At 71.2% G+C, this 19,242-nt stretch carries 16 protein-coding genes and 1 pseudogene; 13 read left to right on the forward strand and 4 right to left on the reverse strand.

What is annotated here, in order from left to right; genetic code table 11:
- The 5 genes from FH610_RS18270 to FH610_RS18290 form a co-directional block, all read left to right on the forward strand.
- A partial coding sequence (locus FH610_RS18270; protein WP_152313701.1) for an AAA family ATPase occupies window positions 1-746 on the forward strand: 746 nt, incomplete at its 5' end.
- A gap of 9 nt (window positions 747-755) precedes the next feature.
- The gene (locus FH610_RS18275; protein WP_139575731.1) at window positions 756-1,340 is read left to right on the forward strand and encodes a hypothetical protein; all 585 of its coding nucleotides are present in this window, start codon (window positions 756-758) and stop codon (window positions 1,338-1,340) included.
- A 146-nt stretch (window positions 1,341-1,486) separates the two neighbouring features.
- A complete protein-coding gene (locus tag FH610_RS18280; RefSeq protein ID WP_139575732.1) occupies window positions 1,487-2,572 on the forward strand; it encodes an S-(hydroxymethyl)mycothiol dehydrogenase in 1,086 nt (361 codons plus the stop codon).
- A gap of 136 nt (window positions 2,573-2,708) precedes the next feature.
- Window positions 2,709-3,800, forward strand: a complete 1,092-nt coding sequence (locus tag FH610_RS18285) for an aromatic ring-hydroxylating oxygenase subunit alpha (RefSeq protein WP_205825893.1) — start codon at window positions 2,709-2,711, stop codon at window positions 3,798-3,800.
- An 18-nt stretch (window positions 3,801-3,818) separates the two neighbouring features.
- A complete protein-coding gene (locus tag FH610_RS18290) occupies window positions 3,819-6,140 on the forward strand; it encodes an FdhF/YdeP family oxidoreductase (protein WP_139575734.1) in 2,322 nt (773 codons plus the stop codon).
- Here the strand turns inward: FH610_RS18290 and FH610_RS18295 are convergent.
- The 3 genes from FH610_RS18295 to purU form a co-directional block, all read right to left on the reverse strand.
- The gene (locus FH610_RS18295; RefSeq protein ID WP_205825867.1) at window positions 6,118-6,906 is read right to left on the reverse strand and encodes an IclR family transcriptional regulator; all 789 of its coding nucleotides are present in this window, start codon (window positions 6,904-6,906) and stop codon (window positions 6,118-6,120) included. The genes FH610_RS18290 and FH610_RS18295 overlap by 23 nt on opposite strands.
- 298 nt (window positions 6,907-7,204) lie before the next feature.
- Window positions 7,205-7,597: an LppU/SCO3897 family protein gene (locus FH610_RS18300; protein ID WP_139575735.1), complete on the reverse strand. Its 393-nt coding sequence runs from the start codon at window positions 7,595-7,597 to the stop codon at window positions 7,205-7,207.
- A 168-nt stretch (window positions 7,598-7,765) separates the two neighbouring features.
- Entirely contained in the window at window positions 7,766-8,632 is an 867-nt protein-coding gene (gene purU / locus FH610_RS18305; protein ID WP_139575736.1) for a formyltetrahydrofolate deformylase, read from the reverse strand.
- Between the two features lie 109 nt (window positions 8,633-8,741).
- On the opposite strand from purU, the gene FH610_RS18310 reads away from it, so the two are divergent.
- On the forward strand, window positions 8,742-9,524 hold the full coding sequence (locus FH610_RS18310; RefSeq protein WP_139575737.1) for an IclR family transcriptional regulator: 783 nt from the start codon (window positions 8,742-8,744) through the stop codon (window positions 9,522-9,524).
- 18 nt (window positions 9,525-9,542) lie between these two features.
- Here the strand turns inward: FH610_RS18310 and FH610_RS44505 are convergent.
- Window positions 9,543-9,644 (reverse strand): annotated as a pseudogene (locus tag FH610_RS44505) (helix-turn-helix transcriptional regulator); the annotation flags it as partial.
- Between the two features lie 259 nt (window positions 9,645-9,903).
- Between FH610_RS44505 and FH610_RS18315 the strand changes: the two are divergent.
- The 7 genes from FH610_RS18315 to panD all read left to right on the forward strand — a co-directional run bounded on the left by FH610_RS18315 (window position 9,904) and on the right by panD (window position 19,203).
- Window positions 9,904-12,342, forward strand: coding sequence for a GcvT family protein (locus FH610_RS18315; RefSeq protein ID WP_139575738.1), 2,439 nt, complete (start codon window positions 9,904-9,906; stop codon window positions 12,340-12,342).
- Window positions 12,343-12,365: 23 nt separating this feature from the next.
- Window positions 12,366-13,643 carry a serine hydroxymethyltransferase gene (gene glyA, locus FH610_RS18320; RefSeq protein WP_139575739.1) on the forward strand — a complete coding sequence of 426 codons (1,278 nt, stop codon included), beginning with the start codon at window positions 12,366-12,368 and terminating at the stop codon, window positions 13,641-13,643.
- Complete coding sequence (locus FH610_RS18325; RefSeq protein WP_139575740.1) at window positions 13,640-14,887, forward strand: sarcosine oxidase subunit beta family protein; 1,248 nt, start codon at window positions 13,640-13,642, stop codon at window positions 14,885-14,887. Before glyA ends, FH610_RS18325 begins: the two co-directional genes overlap by 4 nt.
- Before the next feature lie 16 nt (window positions 14,888-14,903).
- On the forward strand, window positions 14,904-15,182 hold the full coding sequence (locus tag FH610_RS43720) for a sarcosine oxidase subunit delta (protein ID WP_205825868.1): 279 nt from the start codon (window positions 14,904-14,906) through the stop codon (window positions 15,180-15,182).
- A complete protein-coding gene (locus tag FH610_RS18330; RefSeq protein WP_205825869.1) occupies window positions 15,179-18,043 on the forward strand; it encodes a 2Fe-2S iron-sulfur cluster-binding protein in 2,865 nt (954 codons plus the stop codon). Before FH610_RS43720 ends, FH610_RS18330 begins: the two co-directional genes overlap by 4 nt.
- On the forward strand, window positions 18,036-18,638 hold the full coding sequence (locus tag FH610_RS18335) for a sarcosine oxidase subunit gamma (protein ID WP_139575741.1): 603 nt from the start codon (window positions 18,036-18,038) through the stop codon (window positions 18,636-18,638). Before FH610_RS18330 ends, FH610_RS18335 begins: the two co-directional genes overlap by 8 nt.
- Window positions 18,639-18,789: 151 nt before the next feature.
- Window positions 18,790-19,203: an aspartate 1-decarboxylase gene (panD, locus tag FH610_RS18340; RefSeq protein ID WP_139575742.1), complete on the forward strand. Its 414-nt coding sequence runs from the start codon at window positions 18,790-18,792 to the stop codon at window positions 19,201-19,203.
- Window positions 19,204-19,242 lie beyond the last annotated feature (39 nt).

A 19,242-nucleotide genomic window follows, 5' to 3' on the forward strand; every position in this document is an offset into this window, starting at 1 on the left:
AGCACACCGTCTCGCGGCTGTTCGGCTCCCCGCCCGGTTACGTCGGGTACGAAGAGGGCGGCCAGCTGACCGAGAAGGTGCGGCGCAAGCCGTTCTCGGTGGTCCTGTTCGACGAGATCGAGAAGGCGCACGCGGACATCTTCAACTCGCTGCTGCAGATCCTGGAGGACGGTCGGCTGACCGACGCCCAGGGCCGGGTGGTGGACTTCAAGAACACCGTCATCATCATGACGACCAACCTCGGCACCCGGGACATCTCCAAGGCGGTGGGGCTGGGCTTCGCGAAGTCCAACGACGAGGAGAGCACCTACGAGCGGATGAAGGTCAAGGTGCAGGAGGAGCTCAAGCAGCACTTCCGGCCGGAGTTCCTCAACCGCGTCGACGACATCGTGGTCTTCCACCAGCTGACGCCCAAGGAGATCATCCAGATCGTGGACCTGATGCTCGCCCAGGTGGCCGAGCGGCTCAAGGACCGCGACATGGGCCTGGAGGTGTCTCCGGCGGCCAAGCAGGTGCTGGCCGACCGCGGGTACGACCCGGTGATGGGCGCCCGTCCGCTGCGGCGCACGATCCAGCGGGAGCTGGAGGACACGCTGTCGGAGAAGATCCTCTACGGCGAGCTGCGGCCGGGCCAGGTCGTAAAGATCGACATCGAGGGCGAAGGCGACGCCGCGAAGTTCGTCTTCACCGGCGAGACCGCGCCTGCCGCCGTCGCCGCGCCGACCACCACCGCGTCGAACGGCTGATCCCGGCGTATGGCCGGCCAGCAGGCGTTCTGGATCGACGGCCGATCCGACCGGGAGCGCGTCCGCTACAGCGGCGTCAGCCACTACTCCGAGCGGGTGTGGGAGAACATCGGCGAGTTCGAGGGGGTGTGGGGTGACATCGCCCCGGTCGCGTTCGCGTGCGCGGCCTGGCGGATCGCCACCCCACCCCTGACCTCGCCGGGGTTCGTGCGCTGGCACCGGCGGATCCTGTCCGCCTCCTGCGAGCGCAACACCTGGGACGGGTCGCTGACGGCGCACGTCACGATCGTCTCTCCGCCGCCGGCCGCGCTGACGGTGTCGCGTGACTGGTGGCGCGACCGCGGCTGGCGGGACTGGCCGGAGATCTTCGGCCAGTTCGTCGAGCCAGCCGAGCAGGACCTCGCGAAAGTTCCCTATCTGCGTCCGACCCTGGTCGTGGACGCCCCGGTGCCGCTGGACGACCTGCCCGCCGCGCCGGACGGGCCCGCGCACGACCTGGCGGAGACGGCGCACCGCGCGCTCGTGGTCCTCGTACGCGAGCTGAACGACCTGATCGCCCCGGTCGTCACCCAACTGGAGCAGGGCCTGCGTTGACCGGCCGCGCGCCGTCTGACCGCAGGGCGACAACTTACTTCGCCCCTTGACACTGGCCCTGTACGGCCTCAATCTGTTGCGCATAGTGCTATGTGTTTCGTCTTGCACAACTAACGCACGCTGACTGATCGAGGGAAAGAGAGACCATGGCGCACGAAGTCCGCGGGGTCGTCGCGAGGGGCAAGGGACAGCCGGTCAGCCTGGAGACCGTCGTCGTCCCCGACCCGGGCCCGGGTGAGGCGCTCGTGGCCGTGCAGGCCTGCGGGGTGTGCCACACCGACCTGCACTACCGCGAGGGCGGCATCAACGACGACTTCCCGTTCCTCCTCGGGCACGAGGCGGCCGGAGTGGTCGAGGCCGTCGGCGAGGGGGTGACCGACGTCGCCCCCGGCGACTTCGTGATCCTCAACTGGCGCGCGGTCTGCGGCGCCTGCCGCGCCTGCCTGCGCGGACGCCCGCAGTACTGCTTCGCCACCCACAACGCCACCCAGAAGATGACGCTGGCCGACGGCACCCCGCTGTCCCCGGCGCTCGGGATCGGCGCGTTCGCCGACAAGACGCTCGTCGCGGCCGGCCAGTGCACCAAGGTCGACCCGAGCGCGTCGCCGGTCGCGGTCGGCCTGCTCGGTTGCGGGATCATGGCGGGGCTCGGCGCGGCCATCAACACCGGCGGGGTGACCCGCGGCGACTCGGTCGCCGTCATCGGCTGCGGCGGCGTCGGCGACGCGGCCGTCGCGGGCGCGCATCTGGCCGGCGCGACCACGATCATCGCGGTGGACGTGGACGACACCAAGCTCGAATGGGCCCGCCGCTTCGGCGCCACGCACACCGTGAACTCCCGCGAGACCGACGCGGTGGAGGCCGTCCGCGAGCTGACCGGCGGGTTCGGCGCCGACGTCGTGATCGAGGCGGTCGGGCGTCCCGAGACGTACAAGCAGGCCTTCTACGCCCGCGACCTGGCCGGGACCGTCGTGCTCGTCGGCGTGCCGACGCCGGAGATGACGCTGGAACTGCCGCTGCTCGACGTCTTCGGCCGCGGCGGCGCGCTCAAGTCCTCCTGGTACGGCGACTGCCTGCCCAGCCGCGACTTCCCCATGCTCGTGTCTCTCTACCAGCAGGGCAGGCTCGACCTGGACGCGTTCGTCACCGAGACGATCGCGCTCGAGGACGTCGAGGCGGCCTTCGACAAGATGCACCGCGGCGAGGTGCTGCGCTCCGTCGTGGTGCTCTGATTGCTCTCGACACCGGCCGGCTCTCCGGCGTGACCGGCTTCCCCTGACCATCTCAGATCCGCGACGCGCTACGCACGATCACTGTGCACGACCACCAGGAGCCCAAGTGAGCACCACGAGCCTGCCCCCCAGCCTGATGGCCACGCTGCCGGGCGAGCACTACACCGATCCCCAGGTCTTCGCGTTGGAGCAGAAGCGCGTCTTCGAGTCGATGTGGTTCTGCACGGTCCGGGCCGCCGACCTGCCCAAGCCCGGGGCGTTCAGGACCGTCCAGGTCGGCACGGAGAGCATCCTGATCACGCGGGCGCGGGACAACTCGATCCGCGCGTTCTACAACGTCTGCCGCCACCGCGGCGCCCGGATCTGCACGGAGGACTCCGGCGAGGTCAAGCGGGCCTTCCAGTGCCCGTACCACGCCTGGACGTACGACCTGGAGGGCAAGCTCATCGCCGCCCCCAACCTCACCAAGATGCCCGACCTCGACCGGGTCGAATACGGCCTCGTCAACGTGGCGGTGCGGGAGTGGCTCGGCTACGTGTGGGTGTGCCTGGCCGACGAGCCGCCCTCGTTCGAGGACACCGTGCTCGGCGAGGTGCGCACGCGTCTCGGCGACGTGGCCTCCCTCGACAACTACGACGTCGCCAACCTGGCGCTCGGCCGCCGGATCGTGTACGACGTGAAGGCGAACTGGAAGCTCATCGTCGAGAACTTCATGGAGTGCTACCACTGCGCGACCATCCACCCCGAGCTGACCGAGGTGCTGCCGGAGTTCGCCGACGGCTACGCGGCGCAGTACTACGTCGGCCACGGCGCGCTGTTCGGCGAGGACATCCAGGGGTTCACGGTCGACGGCTCCGAGGGGCTCGACCGCATCCCGACCATCAGCGAGGATCAGGACCGGCGCTACTACGCGATCACGATCAAGCCGCAGGTGTTCGTCAACATGGTGCCCGACCATGTGATCATCCACCGGATGTTCCCGCTGGCGGTCGACCGCACGGTGGTGGAGTGCGACTGGCTCTACCTGCCGGAGGTCGTGGCCTCGGGCAAGGACATCAGCCGATCGGTGGAGCTGTTCCACCGGGTCAACGAGCAGGACTTCGACGCCTGCGAGCGGACCCAGCCCTCGATGAGCTCGCGCACGTACGCCAAGGGCGGCGTGCTGGTGCCGAGCGAGCACCACATCGGCATGTTCCATGATTGGGTCCGTGGCAAGCTCGGCGAGTGAGTTCGGAGGAGATGCGGCGTGACACATGAGGCGCCTCGGGAGGACGTCGGAGACGAACGTCTGGAGATCGGCTCACCCAAGACCTGGGCGGGCGGGGTCCCGGCGGTCGGCCACGCGCTCGGCACGGCATACCGGCAGATGGGCGCGGGGCGGACGGTGCTGACCCTGCTGCGGGTCAACCAGAAGTCCGGCTTCGACTGCCCGGGATGCGCCTGGCCCGAGGGCGACGGCCACCGCAGTCCCGCCGAGTTCTGCGAGAACGGCGCGAAGGCGGTGGCCGAGGAGGCGACGGTCCGCAGGGTCACCCGCGACTTCTTCGCCGAGCATCCGGTGGACGAGCTGGCCCGGCGCAGCGACTACTGGCTGGGCCAGCAGGGCCGGCTCACCGAGCCGATGTACAAGCCGGCGGGCTCGGACCACTACGAGCCGATCTCGTGGGAGGACGCCTTCGGCGTCGTCGCGCGCGAACTGCGCGCGCTCGACCACTCCGGTCAGGCCGTCTTCTACACCTCCGGCCGCACCTCCAACGAGGCCGCCTTCGCCTACCAGCTTCTCGTCCGCCGTTTCGGCACCAACAACCTGCCCGACTGCTCCAACATGTGCCACGAGTCGAGCGGCTCGGCGCTGACCGAGACGCTCGGCATCGGCAAGGGGACGGTGCTGCTGGAGGACCTGCACCGGGCCGACCTCGTCTTCGTGGTCGGCCAGAACCCCGGCACCAACCACCCGCGCATGCTCACCGCGCTGGAGCGGGCCAAACGGAACGGCGCCCGGATCGTGGCGGTCAACCCGCTGCCGGAGGCGGGGCTGATGCGCTTCCGCAACCCGCAGCGGCTGTCCGGAGTCGTGGGCGGCGGCACGGCGCTGTCCGACCGGTTCCTGCAGATCCGCCTCGGCGGCGACCTGGCGCTGTTCCAGGCGCTGTCGCTGCTCCTGCTGGAGGCCGAGGACGCCGCGCCCGGCACGGTGGTGGACCGCGAGTTCGTCGAGGCGCACACGCACGGGTTCGACGCCTGGGACAGGCACGTACGCGGGCTCGATTGGGCCGAGGTGCTGGAGGCGACCGGGCTGACCCGCGCCGAGATCGAGGAGACGGCCCGCGACGTGCTGGCCGCCCGCTCGGTCGTGGTCTGCTGGGCGATGGGCCTCACCCAGCACCGCAAGTCGGTCCCGACGATCAGGGAGATCGTCAACTTCCTGCTGCTGCGCGGCAACGTGGGACGGCCCGGCGCGGGCGTGTGTCCCGTACGCGGGCACTCCAACGTGCAGGGCGACCGGACGATGGGCATCTACGAGAAGCCCAAACCGGAGTTCCTCGATGCGTTGGAGAAGGAGTTCGGCTTCCCGCCGCCGCGCGAGCACGGCCACGACACCGTGGAGGCCATCCGCGCCATGCGCGACGGGGACGCCAGGGTGTTCTTCGCCATGGGCGGCAACTTCGTCTCCGCGACGCCGGACACCGCCGCGACGGAGGCGGCCCTGCGGCGCTGCCGGCTCACCGTGCAGGTGTCGACCAAGCTGAACCGGTCGCACGCCGTGTGCGGCGAGCAGGCGCTCATCCTGCCCACGCTCGGCCGCACCGAGCGGGACGTCCAGGCCGGCGGCGAGCAGTTCGTCACGGTCGAGGACTCGATGGGCGCGGTGCACGCCTCGCGCGGGCGGCTGCGCCCGGCGTCGGACGCGCTGCTGTCCGAGGTGGCCATCGTGTGCCGGCTGGCCCGTGAGCTGCTCGGCGACGACCCGCACGTGCCGTGGGCCGAGTTCGAGGGCGGGTACGACGCGATCAGGGAGCGCATCGAGCGGGTGGTGCCCGGGTTCGACGACTTCAACGCGAGGGTGCGCAGGCCGGGCGGTTTCCTGCTGCCGAACGCGCCGCGCGACGAGCGCCGCTTCCCCACGGCCACGGGGAAGGCGAACTTCACGGTCAACCCGCTGGAGGTGCTGCGCGTGCCCCCGGGCCGCCTCCTGCTGCAGACCGTGCGCAGCCACGACCAGTACAACACCACGATCTACGGGCTGAACGACCGCTACCGCGGCATCGCCAACGGGCGGCGGGTGGTGTTCGTCCACCCCGACGACCTGGCCGAGCGCGGTCTCGCCGACGGCGACATGCTCGACCTCATCAGCGAGTGGCCGGACGGCGAGCGCGTGGCCGAGGGGTTCCGGGCCGTCGCCTATCCGACGGCGCGAGGCTGCTGCGCGGCCTACTTCCCGGAGACCAACGTGCTTGTGCCCCTGGACTCGGTGGCGGAGACGTCGAACACGCCCACGTCCAAGAGCGTCGTCGTACGGCTGCGCCGCGCCGCCGAGGCGACGGCTATCCGCCGAGGCGGTGACTGATCTCCTCGGCTCCCTTGACGAGGACGGGGGCCAGCTCGCGCATGCGACTCTCGCTGAACCTGTAGGCGGGCCCTGACGCGCTGACCGCCGCCACGACCTCTCCGCCGAAGGAGCGGACGGGGGCGGCGAGCGCGTTCAGGCCCACCTCCAGCTCCTCGCGAGTCAGTGCGTAGCCGCGCTCGCGCACCTCCGCAAGCTCGCGCTCCAGGTCCTCCACCGAGGTCACCGTGTTCGGGGTGTAGCGCTGGAGGCCGGAGACGCGCAGCAGGTCGTCGCGGCGCTGCCGGTCCACGTACGCCAGCAGGACCTTGCCGCTCGACGTCGCGTGCAGGGGCGTGAGCTGACCCACCCAGTTGTAGGCGGTGACGGCGGAGGGGCCGCGCACCTGGTCGAGGTTGACCGCGTAGTGCGAACGCAGGACGGCGATGTTCACCGTCTCGCCGATCTCCTCCGCCAGGCGCTGGCAGACGGGCCTGCTCTGCTGGGTGACGTCCATCCGCATGGAGACGCTGCCGGCGAGGCGGACGAGCCCGAAGCCGAGGCGATACTTGCCGCGGTCCTCGGTCTGCTCCACGAGCCCGCGGGCCTCCAGGGCGCCCAGCAGGCGGAACGCGGTCGACTTGTGGACCTCGATCTCGGCGGCGATCTCGGTGACCCCTGCCTCTCCACGGCTGGCGAGGATCTCCATGATGCTGATCGCCCGGTCCACGGACTGCACGCCGCCGCCGTTGGCCTCGGGCCTGGCGGCGGAAGCGTCGTTGCTCATAGCGGGACTGTAGCGCGTGACGCAACGCTGAGCTGGGGCGTCATCGGGATTCCGCAGGGAGATCTTTCGTCGCGAGTGACGCAACTCGATGCGGCTACCGATACGTCAGGCGTCGAATCTTCCCTCTTCGATGGCGCACTTGAGGCGGCGCGTCACAGCACGGCCTGAGGGGTCGTCTCGGTTTGTGCGGGACGCTCGGCCGGGAAGACCCCGGCCGAGCGTGCCGAACGGACGCCGGTCCTGCTATACCGGGTTCGTCCCGAGTGCTCCGGCCTTCAATTCAGGCAGGGAGGCGTATTCAGTTCTTGGGCGCCAGGCAGAGCACATAGCCCGCCTTGCCCTCCTCGCCTTCCCAGAAAGTCTGGTCCGCCTTCGAGTAGGCCGCGCAGATCTTCCCGTCCTTGTCCGCGTCCCACTCCTGCTCCGTCTTGCCCTCGATGCGGCCTTCGACAGTGAGTGTGGCGGCCGGGTCGGTGCACGAGACGACCTTGAGCTCGTCGGCCGTGGCGCCGGACATGCAGTCGCCGGCCTTGGCGATCTCGGGAGCTCCGGTCAGCTGCTTGTACGCGAAGCCGCCACCGGCGAGAACGGCGGCGCCGACGGCATAGGCGACGAGGCGCTTACCGAAGACCTTGCCCGCGCCTGCGGCCTTCTGGCCGTATGTCGAGGGCTGCTGGGGGGTTTCCGTCATTATCTGTTCCTGTATAGGGACGACATGTGGGGTATGAACTTACAGTGATCATGCGCCCCCTTCCATCTGAATTGTCATTTTGGGCCGCATTGAGGTTTGGCGACTCACCGGTCAGGCGGAAAGCCAAGACGCCCCGGCAAGACCATGCCGGGGCCGGTGAAAAGAGGTCTAGCGGAAGACGACGGTGCGGTCGCCGTTGAGGAGCACGCGGTTCTCGCTGTGCCAGCGCACGGCCCTGGCCAGCACCTGCGCCTCCACGTCGCGGCCCACGGTGACGAGTTCGCCCGGGTCGAGCGAGTGGTCCACGCGCGCCACGTCCTGCTCGATGATCGGCCCCTCGTCGAGGTCGGCGGTGACGTAGTGCGCGGTCGCGCCGATCAGCTTGACGCCGCGCTCGTGCGCCTGGTGGTACGGCTTGGCGCCCTTGAACCCCGGCAGGAACGAGTGGTGGATGTTGATCGCCCGGCCCTCCAGGCGCTTGCACATGTCGTCGCTCAGTATCTGCATGTAGCGGGCGAGCACGACCAGATCGGTGTCGAGCTCCTCGGCCAGCTCAAGGATGCGCTGCTCGGCCTCGGGCTTGGTGCCCGACGTGACGGGCACGTGGTGGAACGGCACGCCGTAGAACTCGGCCAGCGGTTCGAGGTCCCGGTGGTTGGAGACGATCGCGGGGATCTCGACGTTCAGCGCGCCGACCCGCTGGCGGTAGAGCAGGTCGTTCACGCAGTGGCCGAACTTCGACACGAGCACGAGGGTCCTCGTCGGCGTCACGGCGTCCTTGAGCTGCCAGGTCATGTGGAAGGAGTCGCCGACGTAGGAGAAGCCGCGGCGCAGCTCCTCGATGTCGCCGCGGCCCTCGGGCACCGCGAAGTGGACCCGCATGAAGAAGTGGCCGTTCGTCCGGTCGTTGAACTCCTGGCTCTGCAGGATGTCGCCCGCGTGCTGGACGAGGAAGCCGCTCACCGCGTAGACGATCCCCGGCCGGTCGACGCAGGAGAACGTGAGGACGAACTCGCGACCCGGGCGAGCGGACATGGAGCCTCCTGAGTGCGTCATGCGCAACATGGTGACCTATACGCAACAGAGTGACCCGTCGGGTGGGGCAGGTCAAGAGCATGATGCGTAATCCGCGTAGAGTTGTGCCATGAGCAACGGCTCGGGTGACGGGGCGGCCGTACAGTCCGTCGACCGCGCGCTCACCATCCTGAAGTTGCTCGCCCGGGACGGCGAGCTCGGCGTCAGCGAGCTGGCGGCCAGCCTCGGCGTGCACAGGTCCACCGCGTTCCGCCTGGTGGCGACGCTGGAGAGCCACGATCTGGTCGAGCAGGACAGCGACCGCGGCAGATATCGGCTCGGTGTGGGCGTGGTCAGGCTCGCCGGGGCGACCAGCGCGCGGCTCGACCTGGTGCGTGAGAGCCGCGCCGTCACGCCGGCGCTCGCCCGCGCGGTGGGGGAGACCGTCAACGTGGCCGTCCTCGCCGATCGGGAGGCCCTGTACGTCGACCAGGTCGCCGGGCCGTCGGCACTCCAGCTCCATCACTGGGTGGGCCGGCGGATCCCCCTGCACGCCACGTCGAACGGCAAGGTGCTGCTCGCGCACGCGCCCGCCGCGCTGTGCGAGGAGGTGATCGCGGCCGGGCTGCCCGTCCTCGCCGTCCGGACCGTCACCGATCCCGGCCGGCTGCGCGCGGAACTCGCCGAGGTGCGCCTTCGCGGGTACGCGACGGCGGTGGATGAACTGGAGGACGGCCTGAGCGCGGTCGCGGCGCCCGTCCTCGGCGCGGACGGCTCCGTCATCGCCTCGCTCAGCGCGTCCGGCCCGACCTTCCGGATGCCCGAAACGGCGATCGCCGCGGTAGCCGAGCAGATCATGGCGACAGCCCGAGAGGTATCTGCCCGAATGGGATGGTTTGGGTCGGAAGCGTAAAAAAGGCGGGAAAGCCATCAGACGCCACCAGGTCAGGTAAGTCAGCGGTGGCCGCCCGACCAGCTGGGTGAAGCGGCGGGCGAAGGCGGCGCGGGACAGGCGTGCCTGCCGGCCCAGCTCCTCGCCCCCGCCCAGGCGTTCGACTCCCTGGACTTCCTTGAATATCTCGCCCGGCGCGGGATTCGCTGGAGCATCGAGGAGCAGCAGGTCGGCTGACGCTCGGATACCGCGCCGGGTCCGCGCCACTACGCTCCCGGCAAGGGCGTGGTTTTGTCCTGTTTTTGATGCTTGACACCCGCAATATGACGCGTCACGCTTGTTGCGTTAAACGCATAACGTTGCGAATTGCGCAACAATATATGCAGCAACGGAGGTGGGTATGACGGGCCCGCGCGTCGTCATCATCGGAGCAGGCGTCGTCGGTGCTGCGCTCGCCGACGAACTGTCGGCCCGGGGCTGGACGGACGTCACCGTGGTCGACCAGGGCCCGGTGCCCGCGACCGGGGGCTCCTCCTCACACGCCCCGGGACTGGTCTTCCAGATCAACGGATCGAAGACGATGACCGAGATGGCGCGCTACACCGTCGAGAAGCTCTGCTCCCTCGACCTCGACGGCGAGCCCTGTTTCCTCCAGGTCGGCGGGCTCGAGGTCGCGACCAGCCCGGAACGGCTCGCCGAGCTGCACCGGCGGCACGGCTGGGCGACGTCCTGGGGCGTCGAGTCGCGCCTGCTCACCCCCGCCGAGTGCGCCGAGCACCATCCCCTGGTCGACCCCGATGCCGTGCTGGGTGGCCTGCTCATCCCCACCGACGGCCTCGCCAAGGCCGTACGCGCGGTCGACGCCCAGCTGAGGCGGGCGCGGTCGCGTGGCGTGCGGGTGCTGGAGCGGCACGAGGTGCTCGACGTCCGCACCGAGGACGGCCGGGTGGCGGGCGTGGTGACCGACCAGCGTGAGATTCCCGCCGACGTCGTGGTCTGCTGCGCCGGCATCTGGGGTCCGAAGGTCGCCGGGATGGTCGGCATGCCGCTGCCGCTGACCCCGCTCGCGCACCAGCTCGCCTGGACCGGCCAGGTGCCCGACCTCGCCGGACGCGAGGAGGAGGCGACGCTGCCGATCCTGCGGCACCAGGACGCCGACCTCTACTACCGCCAGCGGTTCGACGGCATCGGCATCGGCTACTACGGCCACCGGCCGATGCCGATCCGCCCCGAGGAGCTGCTGTCGGTCGACGAGGCCGAGGTCATGCCGTCGGTCCTCACGTTCACCCCCGAGGACTTCGAGGACGCCTGGACCGAGACGCAGCGGCTGCTGCCCGGCACCCGCGCGGCCAAGCTCGACGAGGGCATCAACGGACTGTTCTCCTTCACCCAGGACCACATGCCGCTGATGGGCGAGTCCCCCGAGGTGAAGGGCTTCTGGGTGGCCGAGGCGGTCTGGGTGACCCACTCCGCGGGCGTCGGCAAGGCGATGGCCGAGTGGCTGGTCGACGGTCACTGCTCGTCGTTCGACCTGCACGAGTGCGACGTCAACCGGTTCGAGCCGCACCAGCTCGCGCCCGAGTATGTGCTGGCCCGCGACTGCCGGAACTTCGTCGAGGTCTACGACATCATCCACCCGCTCCAGCCGATGGAGGAGCCGCGGCCGGTGCGCCTCAGCCCCTTCCACACCCGGCAGCGCGAGCTGGACGCCTTCTTCCTGGAGGCCGTCGGCTACGAGCGGCCGCAGTGGTACGGCGCCAACGCCCGCCTGCTGGAGGGCCGCGACATCCCCACGCCCAACGACTGGGCGGCGCGCTACTGGTCGCCGATCGTCGGCGCGGAGGCCCAGGCGTCCCGCGAGTCCGTCGCGCTGTACGACATGACGGCGCTGAAGCGGCTGGAGGTCGCCGGTCCCGGCGCCCTCGCCTTCCTCCAGCGGCTGACGACCGGCCAGATGGACAAGTCGGTCGGCTCGGTGACCTACTGCCTGCTGCTCGACACCGACGGCGGCATCCGCAGCGACGTGACCGTCGCCCGGCTGGGCCGCGACGTGTTCCAGGTCGGCGCCAACGGCAACCTCGACCTCGACTGGTTCCACCGCCACCTGCCCGCGGACGGCTCGGTCATGGTCCGCGACATCACGGCAGGCACCTGCTGCCTCGGCGTCTGGGGCCCTCGCGCCCGCGACCTCGTCCAGCCGCTGACCGACGCCGACTTCTCCAACCAGGGCTTCCGCTACTTCCGGGCGAAGAAGGCGTACATCGGCACCGTGCCGGTCACCGCGCTGCGGCTGTCGTACATCGGCGAGCTGGGCTGGGAGCTCTACACCACCGCCGACCTGGGCGCCAAGCTGTGGGACACGCTCTGGGAGGCCGGGCAGCGGCACGGCATCCTCGCCGGTGGGCGCGGCGCCTTCGCGAGCCTGCGGCTGGAGAAGGGCTACCGGTCCTTCGGCACCGACATGACCTTCGAGCACGACCCGTACGAGGCCGGGCTCGGGTTCGCGGTGAAGATGGACAAGGGCGACTTCATCGGCCGCGAGGCGCTGGAGCGGCGCAAGGAGAACGTGCGCCGCCGCCTCACCTGCCTGACCGTCGACGACCCCACGCAGGTGGTCATGGGCAGGGAGCCGGTCTACGACGGCGGCACGAGCGTCGGCTACGTCACCAGCGCGGCCTTCGGCTACACGATCGGCAAGGGCATCGCCTACGCCTGGCTGCCCGCCGAGCTCGCGACCCCGGGACGGAGGCTGGAGATCGGCTACTTCGACCGGCGGGTGACCGCCGTGGTCGCCGAGGAGCCCCTGTTCGACCCCGCCATGGAACGGCTGCGCAGCTAGTGGCACCCGAAAGGACTGAAGAAGTGCACGAATCGGTGCTGAACGCGCCGCTCGCCGAGGCCGACCCGGAGGTCGCGGCGGCGATCGGTGCGGAGACGGAACGCCAGCGGTCCACGCTGGAGATGATCGCGTCGGAGAACTTCGCGCCCGTCTCCGTCATGCAGGCCCAGGGGTCGGTGCTGACGAACAAGTACGCCGAGGGCTACCCGGGCAGGCGCTACTACGGCGGCTGCGAACACGTCGACGTGATCGAGCGGCTGGCGATCGACCGGGTCAAGGCGCTGTTCGGCGCGGAGGCCGCCAACGTGCAGCCCCACTCGGGAGCGCAGGCCAACGCGGCGGCCATGTCCGCGCTGCTGGAGCCGGGCGACACGATCCTCGGCCTCGACCTCGCGCACGGCGGCCACCTCACCCACGGCATGCGGATCAACTTCTCCGGCCGGCTCTACAACGTCGTGGCCTACCACGTCCGTGAGAGCGACAGCCTCGTGGACATGGAGGAGGTCGAGCGGCTCGCCCGCGAGCACCGGCCCAAGCTGATCATCGCGGGCTGGTCGGCCTACCCCCGCCACCTCGACTTCGCCGCCTTCCGGCGCATCGCCGACGAGGTCGGGGCCTACCTGATGGTCGACATGGCGCACTTCGCCGGGCTGGTCGCGGCGGGGCTGCACCCGTCGCCCGTCCCGCACGCGCACGTCGTCACCACGACCACCCACAAGACGCTCGGCGGGCCCAGGGGCGGCGTGATCATGTCCACCGAGGACCTGGCCAAGAAGATCAACTCATCGGTGTTCCCGGGTCAGCAGGGCGGCCCGCTGGAGCACGTCATCGCGGCCAAGGCCGTCGCGTTCAAGATCGCGGCGGGCGAGTGGTTCCGCGACCGGCAGCGCCGCACGCTGGAGGGCGCGCGGACCCTCGCCGACCGGCTGCTCGCCCCCGACGCCGCCGAGGCGGGCGTACGGGTGCTGTCCGGCGGCACGGACGTCCACCTGGTGCTGGTGGACCTGCGCGAATCCGAGCTGGACGGCCGTCAGGCCGAGGACCGGCTCCACGAGGCCGGGATCACGGTCAACCGCAACGCGGTGCCGTTCGACCCCCGGCCCCCGATGGTCACCTCGGGGCTGCGGATCGGCACCCCGGCCCTGGCCACCCGCGGCTTCGCCCGCCCCGAGTTCGAGGAGGTCTCCGACGTGATCGCCCAGGCGCTGCGTCCCGGCGCGGACCTGACGGCGCTGCGCGCCCGAGTCGAGGCCCTCGCCGCCAAGCACCCCCTCTACCCGGGTATCGGGGAGGCCCGATGAGCCCCGGCACTCGGGGGCACAGGACGCCGGGCGCCGACCTGCCCGACCACCCCGACCGGCTGTGGCGCTCGGCCGAGCCGAAGCGCGCGTACGACGTGGTGATCGTCGGCGGCGGCGGCCACGGCCTGGCCACGGCCTACTACCTGGCCAAGAACCACGGGATCACCGACGTCGCGGTGCTGGAGCGCGGCTGGCTCGCGGGCGGGAACATGGCCCGCAACACCACGATCATCCGGTCGAACTACCTGTGGGACGAGAGCGCGGGCATCTACGAGCACGCGCTGAAGCTGTGGGAGGAGCTGGAGGAGGACCTCGGCTACCCGCTGCTGTTCAGCCAGCGCGGCGTCCTCAACCTGGCGCACAGCCTGCAGGACGTGCGTGACAGCGTGCGCCGGGTCAACGCCAACCGGCTCAACGGCGTGGACGCCGAGTGGCTGACGCCGGAGCAGGTCAAGGAGGTCTGCCCGATCGTCGACATCTCCCCGGACGTGCGCTACCCGGTGCTCGGCGGCACCTACCAGCCCCGGGCCGGCATCGCCAAGCACGACTACGTGGCGTGGGGCTTCGCGAAGGCGGCGGCCGACCTCGGGGTCGACATGATCGAGCACTGCGAGGTGACCGGCCTCGACGTGCGCGACGGCCGGGTGACCGGCGTCCGGACCACCCGCGGCCCGATCGCGGCCAGGAAGGTCGCGCTCGCCGCCGCCGGGCACTCCTCGGTCGTCGCCGGGTACGCGGGGGTGTCGCTGCCGCTGCAGAGCCACCCGCTGCAGGCCCTGGTGTCGGAGCTGCTGGAGCCGGTGCACCCGACCGTGGTCATGTCCAACGCGGTCCACGTGTACGTGAGCCAGGCGCACAAGGGCGAGCTGGTCATGGGCGCGGGAATCGACGCGGCCAACTCCTACCGCCAGCGCGGCGCGTTCCACATCATCGAGCGCCAGATGGCGGCCGCGCTGGAGCTGTTCCCGGTCTTCGCCCGGGCGCACGTGCTGCGGACCTGGGGCGGCGTGGTGGACGTGACCCCCGACGCCTCGCCCGTCGTCGGCCTCACCCCCGTCGAAGACCTGTATGTCAACTGCGGCTGGGGCACCGGAGGGTTCAAGGCCACCCCGGGCGTCGGCTGGTGCTACGCCCACACCGTGGCCACCGGCGAGCCCCATCCGCTCAACGCCCCCTTCTCGCTCGACCGGTTCACCACCGGCAAGCTCGTCGACGAGCACGGCGCCGCCGCCGTCGCCCACTGATTGTCTCGGAGTGCCAATGCTGCTGATTCCCTGCCCGTGGTGCGGGCCGCGGGACGAGGCCGAGTTCCACTACGGGGGGCAGGCCCACGTCGCCTATCCGGAGGACCCGGCCGCCCTCTCCGACGAGGAGTGGGCCCGCTACCTGTTCTTCCGCGACAACCCCAAGGGCCTGTTCGCGGAGCGGTGGAGCCACACCGCCGGATGCCGCCGCTGGTTCAACGCCGTACGCGACACCGCAACCAACGAGATCCACGCCGTCTACCGGGTGGGCGAGCCGCGGCCGGTGACGGCATGAGTGTTCAGCCCTACCGCCGCGAGGGGGCGAGCGGGCGAGTGCTGCGCTTCCGATTCGACGGCCGGGAGTACGAGGGCCTGGAGGGCGACACGCTTGCCTCGGCCCTGCTCGCCAACGGCGTGCGCGCGGTGGCGAGCAGCGTCAAGCTCGGCCGCCCGCGCGGCGTGTACGCCGCGGGCTGCGAGGAGCCGAACGCGCTCGTCCAGATCGAGGAGCCCTTCCCCGAGCCCATGCTCCAGGCGACGACCGTCGAGCTGTACGACGGCCTGGTCGCCACGGGCCTGCCGGGACAGGGCAGGCTGGCCGACCGGCCCGACCCGGCGCGGTACGACGCCGTGCACGCGCACTGCGACGTGCTCGTGGTCGGCGCGGGACCGGCCGGCATCGCGGCCGCGAGCGTGGCCGCGCGGGCCGGCGCGCGGGTGATCCTCGCCGACGAGCGGCCCGAGCCGGGCGGCAGTCTGCTCGGCACGGCCGAGACGCTCGACGGCAGGCCGGGCCGTGAGTGGGCGGCCGAGGAGGTGGTCGCGCTGGCCGCTCTGCCGGAGGTGCGCGTGCTGCGCCGCACCACGGTCCTCGGCCACTACGACGACAACTACGTCATCGCGGTGGAACGCCGGACCAACCACCTGGGCGCCCAGGCGCCCGCCGGGATGGCGCGCGAGCGCGTCTGGCGGATCCGGGCCAGGCGCGTGGTGCTGGCGACGGGCGGCCACGAGCGGTTCGTCGCCTTCGCCGGCAACGACCTGCCCGGCGTGATGCTGGCCGGCGCGGCCCGCACGTACGCGAACCGCTACCGCGTCCTGCCCGGGCGCCGGGCGGTCGTGTTCACCACCAACGACAGCGCGTACGCCGCGGCGCTCGACCTCGCGGGCGCCGGCGTCGAGATCGCCGCGATCGCGGACGTGCGGCAGGCTCCCGGCGAGGCGTGGGCCGCCCGCTGCGCCGAGCGCGGCATCGAGGTCCTGACCGGCCACGTCGTCACCGCGGCGAAGGGCGAGGGCGAGGTCTCCTCGGTCGAGATCACCCCGCGTGTGGGTGGCGGCGCGCGGGAGGTCCCCGCCGACCTGCTGCTCGTGTCGGGCGGCTGGACGCCGGTGGTGCACCTGTTCAGCCAGGCCGGGGGCACGCTGCGGTACGACGAGGAGCTGGGCGCGTTCACGCCCGGCGAGACCCGTCAGGCGGTGGAGGCCGCCGGGTTCGCGAGGGGTGTCGGGGGCACGGGCGTCCGTACGCTGCGGGCCTGCCTGGAGGACGGCGCCGAGGCGGGCCGCCGCGCGCTGGCCGCCGCGGGCTTCGCCATGCCGGCCGAGATCGCTGTGCCGTCCGCCGAGGAGGAGCCCGCCGCCGCGCCCGCCGAGCACCTGTGGCTCGTCGAGGCCCCCGAGAACGACGGCGACTACGGCACGCACTTCGTGGACCTGCAGCGGGACGTCACCGTGGCGGAGGTCCTGCGCGCGACCGGTGCGGGGCTCACCTCGGTCGAGCACGTCAAGCGCTACACCACCGCCGGCACGGCCCACGACCAGGGCAAGACGTCCGGACTGCTGACCGGCGGCGTCGTGGCGCACGCGCTCGGCGTCGACGTCGCCGAGCTGGGGACCACGACGTTCCGCGCGCCGTACACGCCGGTCTCGTTCGCCGCGCTGGCGGGCCGCGACCGGGGGCCGCTGCACGACCCGGTGCGCGTCACCGCCATGCACGAGTGGCACGCGGCGCGCGGGGCGCTGTTCGAGAACGTCGGACAGTGGAAGCGGCCCTGGTACTACCCCCGGCAGGGCGAGGGCCCGGGTGAGGACATGGAGGCCGCCGTGCTGCGCGAGTGCCGGGCGGCACGCGAGGACGTGGCCGCGATGGACGCCTCCACGCTCGGGAAGATCGACGTGATCGGGCCCGACGCGGCCGTGTTCCTCGACCGGCTCTACACGAACATGATGAGCACGCTCAAGGTCGGCTCCATCCGCTACGGCGTGATGTGCCGGCCCGACGGCATGGTCTTCGACGACGGCACCGTCATCCGCCTGGCGGACGACCGCTTCCTCGTCACCACGACCACCGGCAACGCGGCGGCGGTGCTCGACTGGATGGAGGAGTGGCTGCAGACCGAGTGGCCGGACCTGCGGGTCTGCTGCACCTCGGTCACCGAGCAGTGGGCGACCGTGGCGCTCGTCGGGCCGCGTTCCCGCGAGGTGCTGGCGCGGCTCGCGCCCGGCCTCGCGGTGGACAACGACAGCTTCCCGTTCATGACGTGGCGGGACGCCGAGGTCGCGGGGATCGAGGCGCGGGTCTGCCGGATCAGCTTCTCCGGCGAGCTGGCCTACGAGATCAACGTGTCCTCCTGGTTCGGGCTCGCCCTGTGGGAGGCGGTCATGGCGTCCGGCGAGGTCACGCCGTACGGCACCGAGACCATGCACGTGCTGCGCGCCGAGAAGGGGTTCCCGATCGTCGGCCAGGACACCGACGGCACGGTCACCCCGCAGGACCTCGGCATGGAGTGGATCGTCTCGAAGAAGAAGCCCGACTTCGTCGGCAAGCGGTCCTTCGCCAGGGCGGACACCTCCCGGCCCGACCGCAAACACCTGGTCGGCCTGCTGCCCGAGGATCCCGGCGTGCTGCTGCCCGAGGGCGCCCACCTCGTGGAGACCTCGGCGCTGCCCGAGCCGCCGGTGCCCACGCTCGGCTTCGTCACCTCCAGCTACCGCAGCGCCGCGCTGGGCCGTACGTTCGCGCTCGCGCTGGTGAGCGGCGGGCGCGAGCGGGTCGGCGAGCGGCTGTACGCGCCGGTCGGGGCGGACCTGGTGCCCGTCACCGTGACCTCCCACGTCCTGTACGACCCGGAAGGAGCGCGCCGCGATGGCTGATTCGGCGGCTGAGTCGACGGCTGAGCGCAGGAGTCCGGCCGCGGCGTTCGCGGCCAGGTTCGAGGCGGCGAGCGCGGGCGGCGGCCTGCGCCTGGCCGAGATCCCGTTCCTGACCCAGATCAACCTCCGGGTGGACCCCAAGAGCCCGGCGGCGGAGCGCATCGGGACGGCGATCGGCGTGCCGCTGCCGGTGGAGCCCGGCACCGCGGCGGGCGGCGGCGACCTGGAGGTGCTGTGGCTCGGGCCCGATGAGTGGCTGGTGGTCGGCCCCGACGGCGCCGGCCCCGGCCTGGTGGAGCGGCTCATCGAGGCGGCGGACGGCGAGCACGTCTCGGTCGTCGACGTGTCGGCCCAGCGCACCACCCTGGTGGTCGCCGGGGACCGGGCGCGGGACGTGCTGGCCCACGGCTGCGCGCTGGACCTGCACCCCCGCGTGTTCGGCCCGGGCCGGTGCGCCCAGACCATGCTGGCCAGGGCGGGAGTCGTCCTGGTCGCCGGTGAGGACGGCTTCCGCCTGCTGGTCCGCTCGTCCTTCGCGGGGTACGTCGCGGAGTGGCTGCTCGACGTGTCCGCCGAGTACGTGGCCGGCGGATGAGCGGCTGCTCACGATCCGCATCGGCCCGTCGGGTTCGCACCTCGCTGGGCCGATGCGCGCGCCGTGGAAGGCTGCCGACCGGACATTTCTGGGCGTGACATACCATCGAGGACGCTCGTGAGGAGGGCCGTCCATACCCCGGTGGGAGATCATGTTCCGCACGCTGATGAAGTCGAAGATCCACCGCGCCACCGTCACGCAGGCCGATCTGCACTACGTCGGCTCGGTGACGATCGACGCGGACCTGATGGCCGAGGCCGACCTCGTCGAGGGTGAGAAGGTCGACGTCGTCGACATCGACAACGGCAACCGGCTGTCCACGTACGTCATCGAGGGCCCGGCGGGCTCCGGAGTGATCGGCATCAACGGCGCCGCCGCCCGCCTCATCTCGGTCGGCGATCTCGTGATCATCATCGCGTACGCGCTGGTCGCCGAGGAGGAGGTCAAGGCGCTCAAGCCCCGCGTCGTCTTCGTCGACAAGGACAACAAGCCGCTGCACGTGGGGTCCGACCCCGCCGCCGTACCCGACGGCATGGGCCTGACCCCCGGCGACCACGTAGCGTAGGAGATCGGTTATTCGGTGTGTGACCCCCGCACGCGCCAC

The sequence above is a fragment of the Microbispora catharanthi genome, assembly GCF_006334915.2.
Lineage (GTDB): Bacteria > Actinomycetota > Actinomycetes > Streptosporangiales > Streptosporangiaceae > Microbispora > Microbispora catharanthi.

Coding starts and splice junctions, on each gene's coding strand:
- FH610_RS18275 (WP_139575731.1), top strand. CDS start 756: ATGGCCGGCCAGCAGGCGTTCTGGATCGACGGCCGATCCGACCGGGAG.
- FH610_RS18280 (WP_139575732.1), top strand. CDS start 1,487: ATGGCGCACGAAGTCCGCGGGGTCGTCGCGAGGGGCAAGGGACAGCCG.
- FH610_RS18285 (WP_205825893.1), top strand. CDS start 2,709: ATGGCCACGCTGCCGGGCGAGCACTACACCGATCCCCAGGTCTTCGCG.
- FH610_RS18295 (WP_205825867.1), bottom strand. CDS start 6,906: ATGAGCAACGACGCTTCCGCCGCCAGGCCCGAGGCCAACGGCGGCGGC.
- FH610_RS18300 (WP_139575735.1), bottom strand. CDS start 7,597: ATGACGGAAACCCCCCAGCAGCCCTCGACATACGGCCAGAAGGCCGCA.
- purU (WP_139575736.1), bottom strand. CDS start 8,632: ATGTCCGCTCGCCCGGGTCGCGAGTTCGTCCTCACGTTCTCCTGCGTC.
- FH610_RS18310 (WP_139575737.1), top strand. CDS start 8,742: ATGAGCAACGGCTCGGGTGACGGGGCGGCCGTACAGTCCGTCGACCGC.
- FH610_RS18315 (WP_139575738.1), top strand. CDS start 9,904: ATGACGGGCCCGCGCGTCGTCATCATCGGAGCAGGCGTCGTCGGTGCT.
- FH610_RS18325 (WP_139575740.1), top strand. CDS start 13,640: ATGAGCCCCGGCACTCGGGGGCACAGGACGCCGGGCGCCGACCTGCCC.
- FH610_RS43720 (WP_205825868.1), top strand. CDS start 14,904: ATGCTGCTGATTCCCTGCCCGTGGTGCGGGCCGCGGGACGAGGCCGAG.
- FH610_RS18330 (WP_205825869.1), top strand. CDS start 15,179: ATGAGTGTTCAGCCCTACCGCCGCGAGGGGGCGAGCGGGCGAGTGCTG.
- FH610_RS18335 (WP_139575741.1), top strand. CDS start 18,036: ATGGCTGATTCGGCGGCTGAGTCGACGGCTGAGCGCAGGAGTCCGGCC.
- panD (WP_139575742.1), top strand. CDS start 18,790: ATGTTCCGCACGCTGATGAAGTCGAAGATCCACCGCGCCACCGTCACG.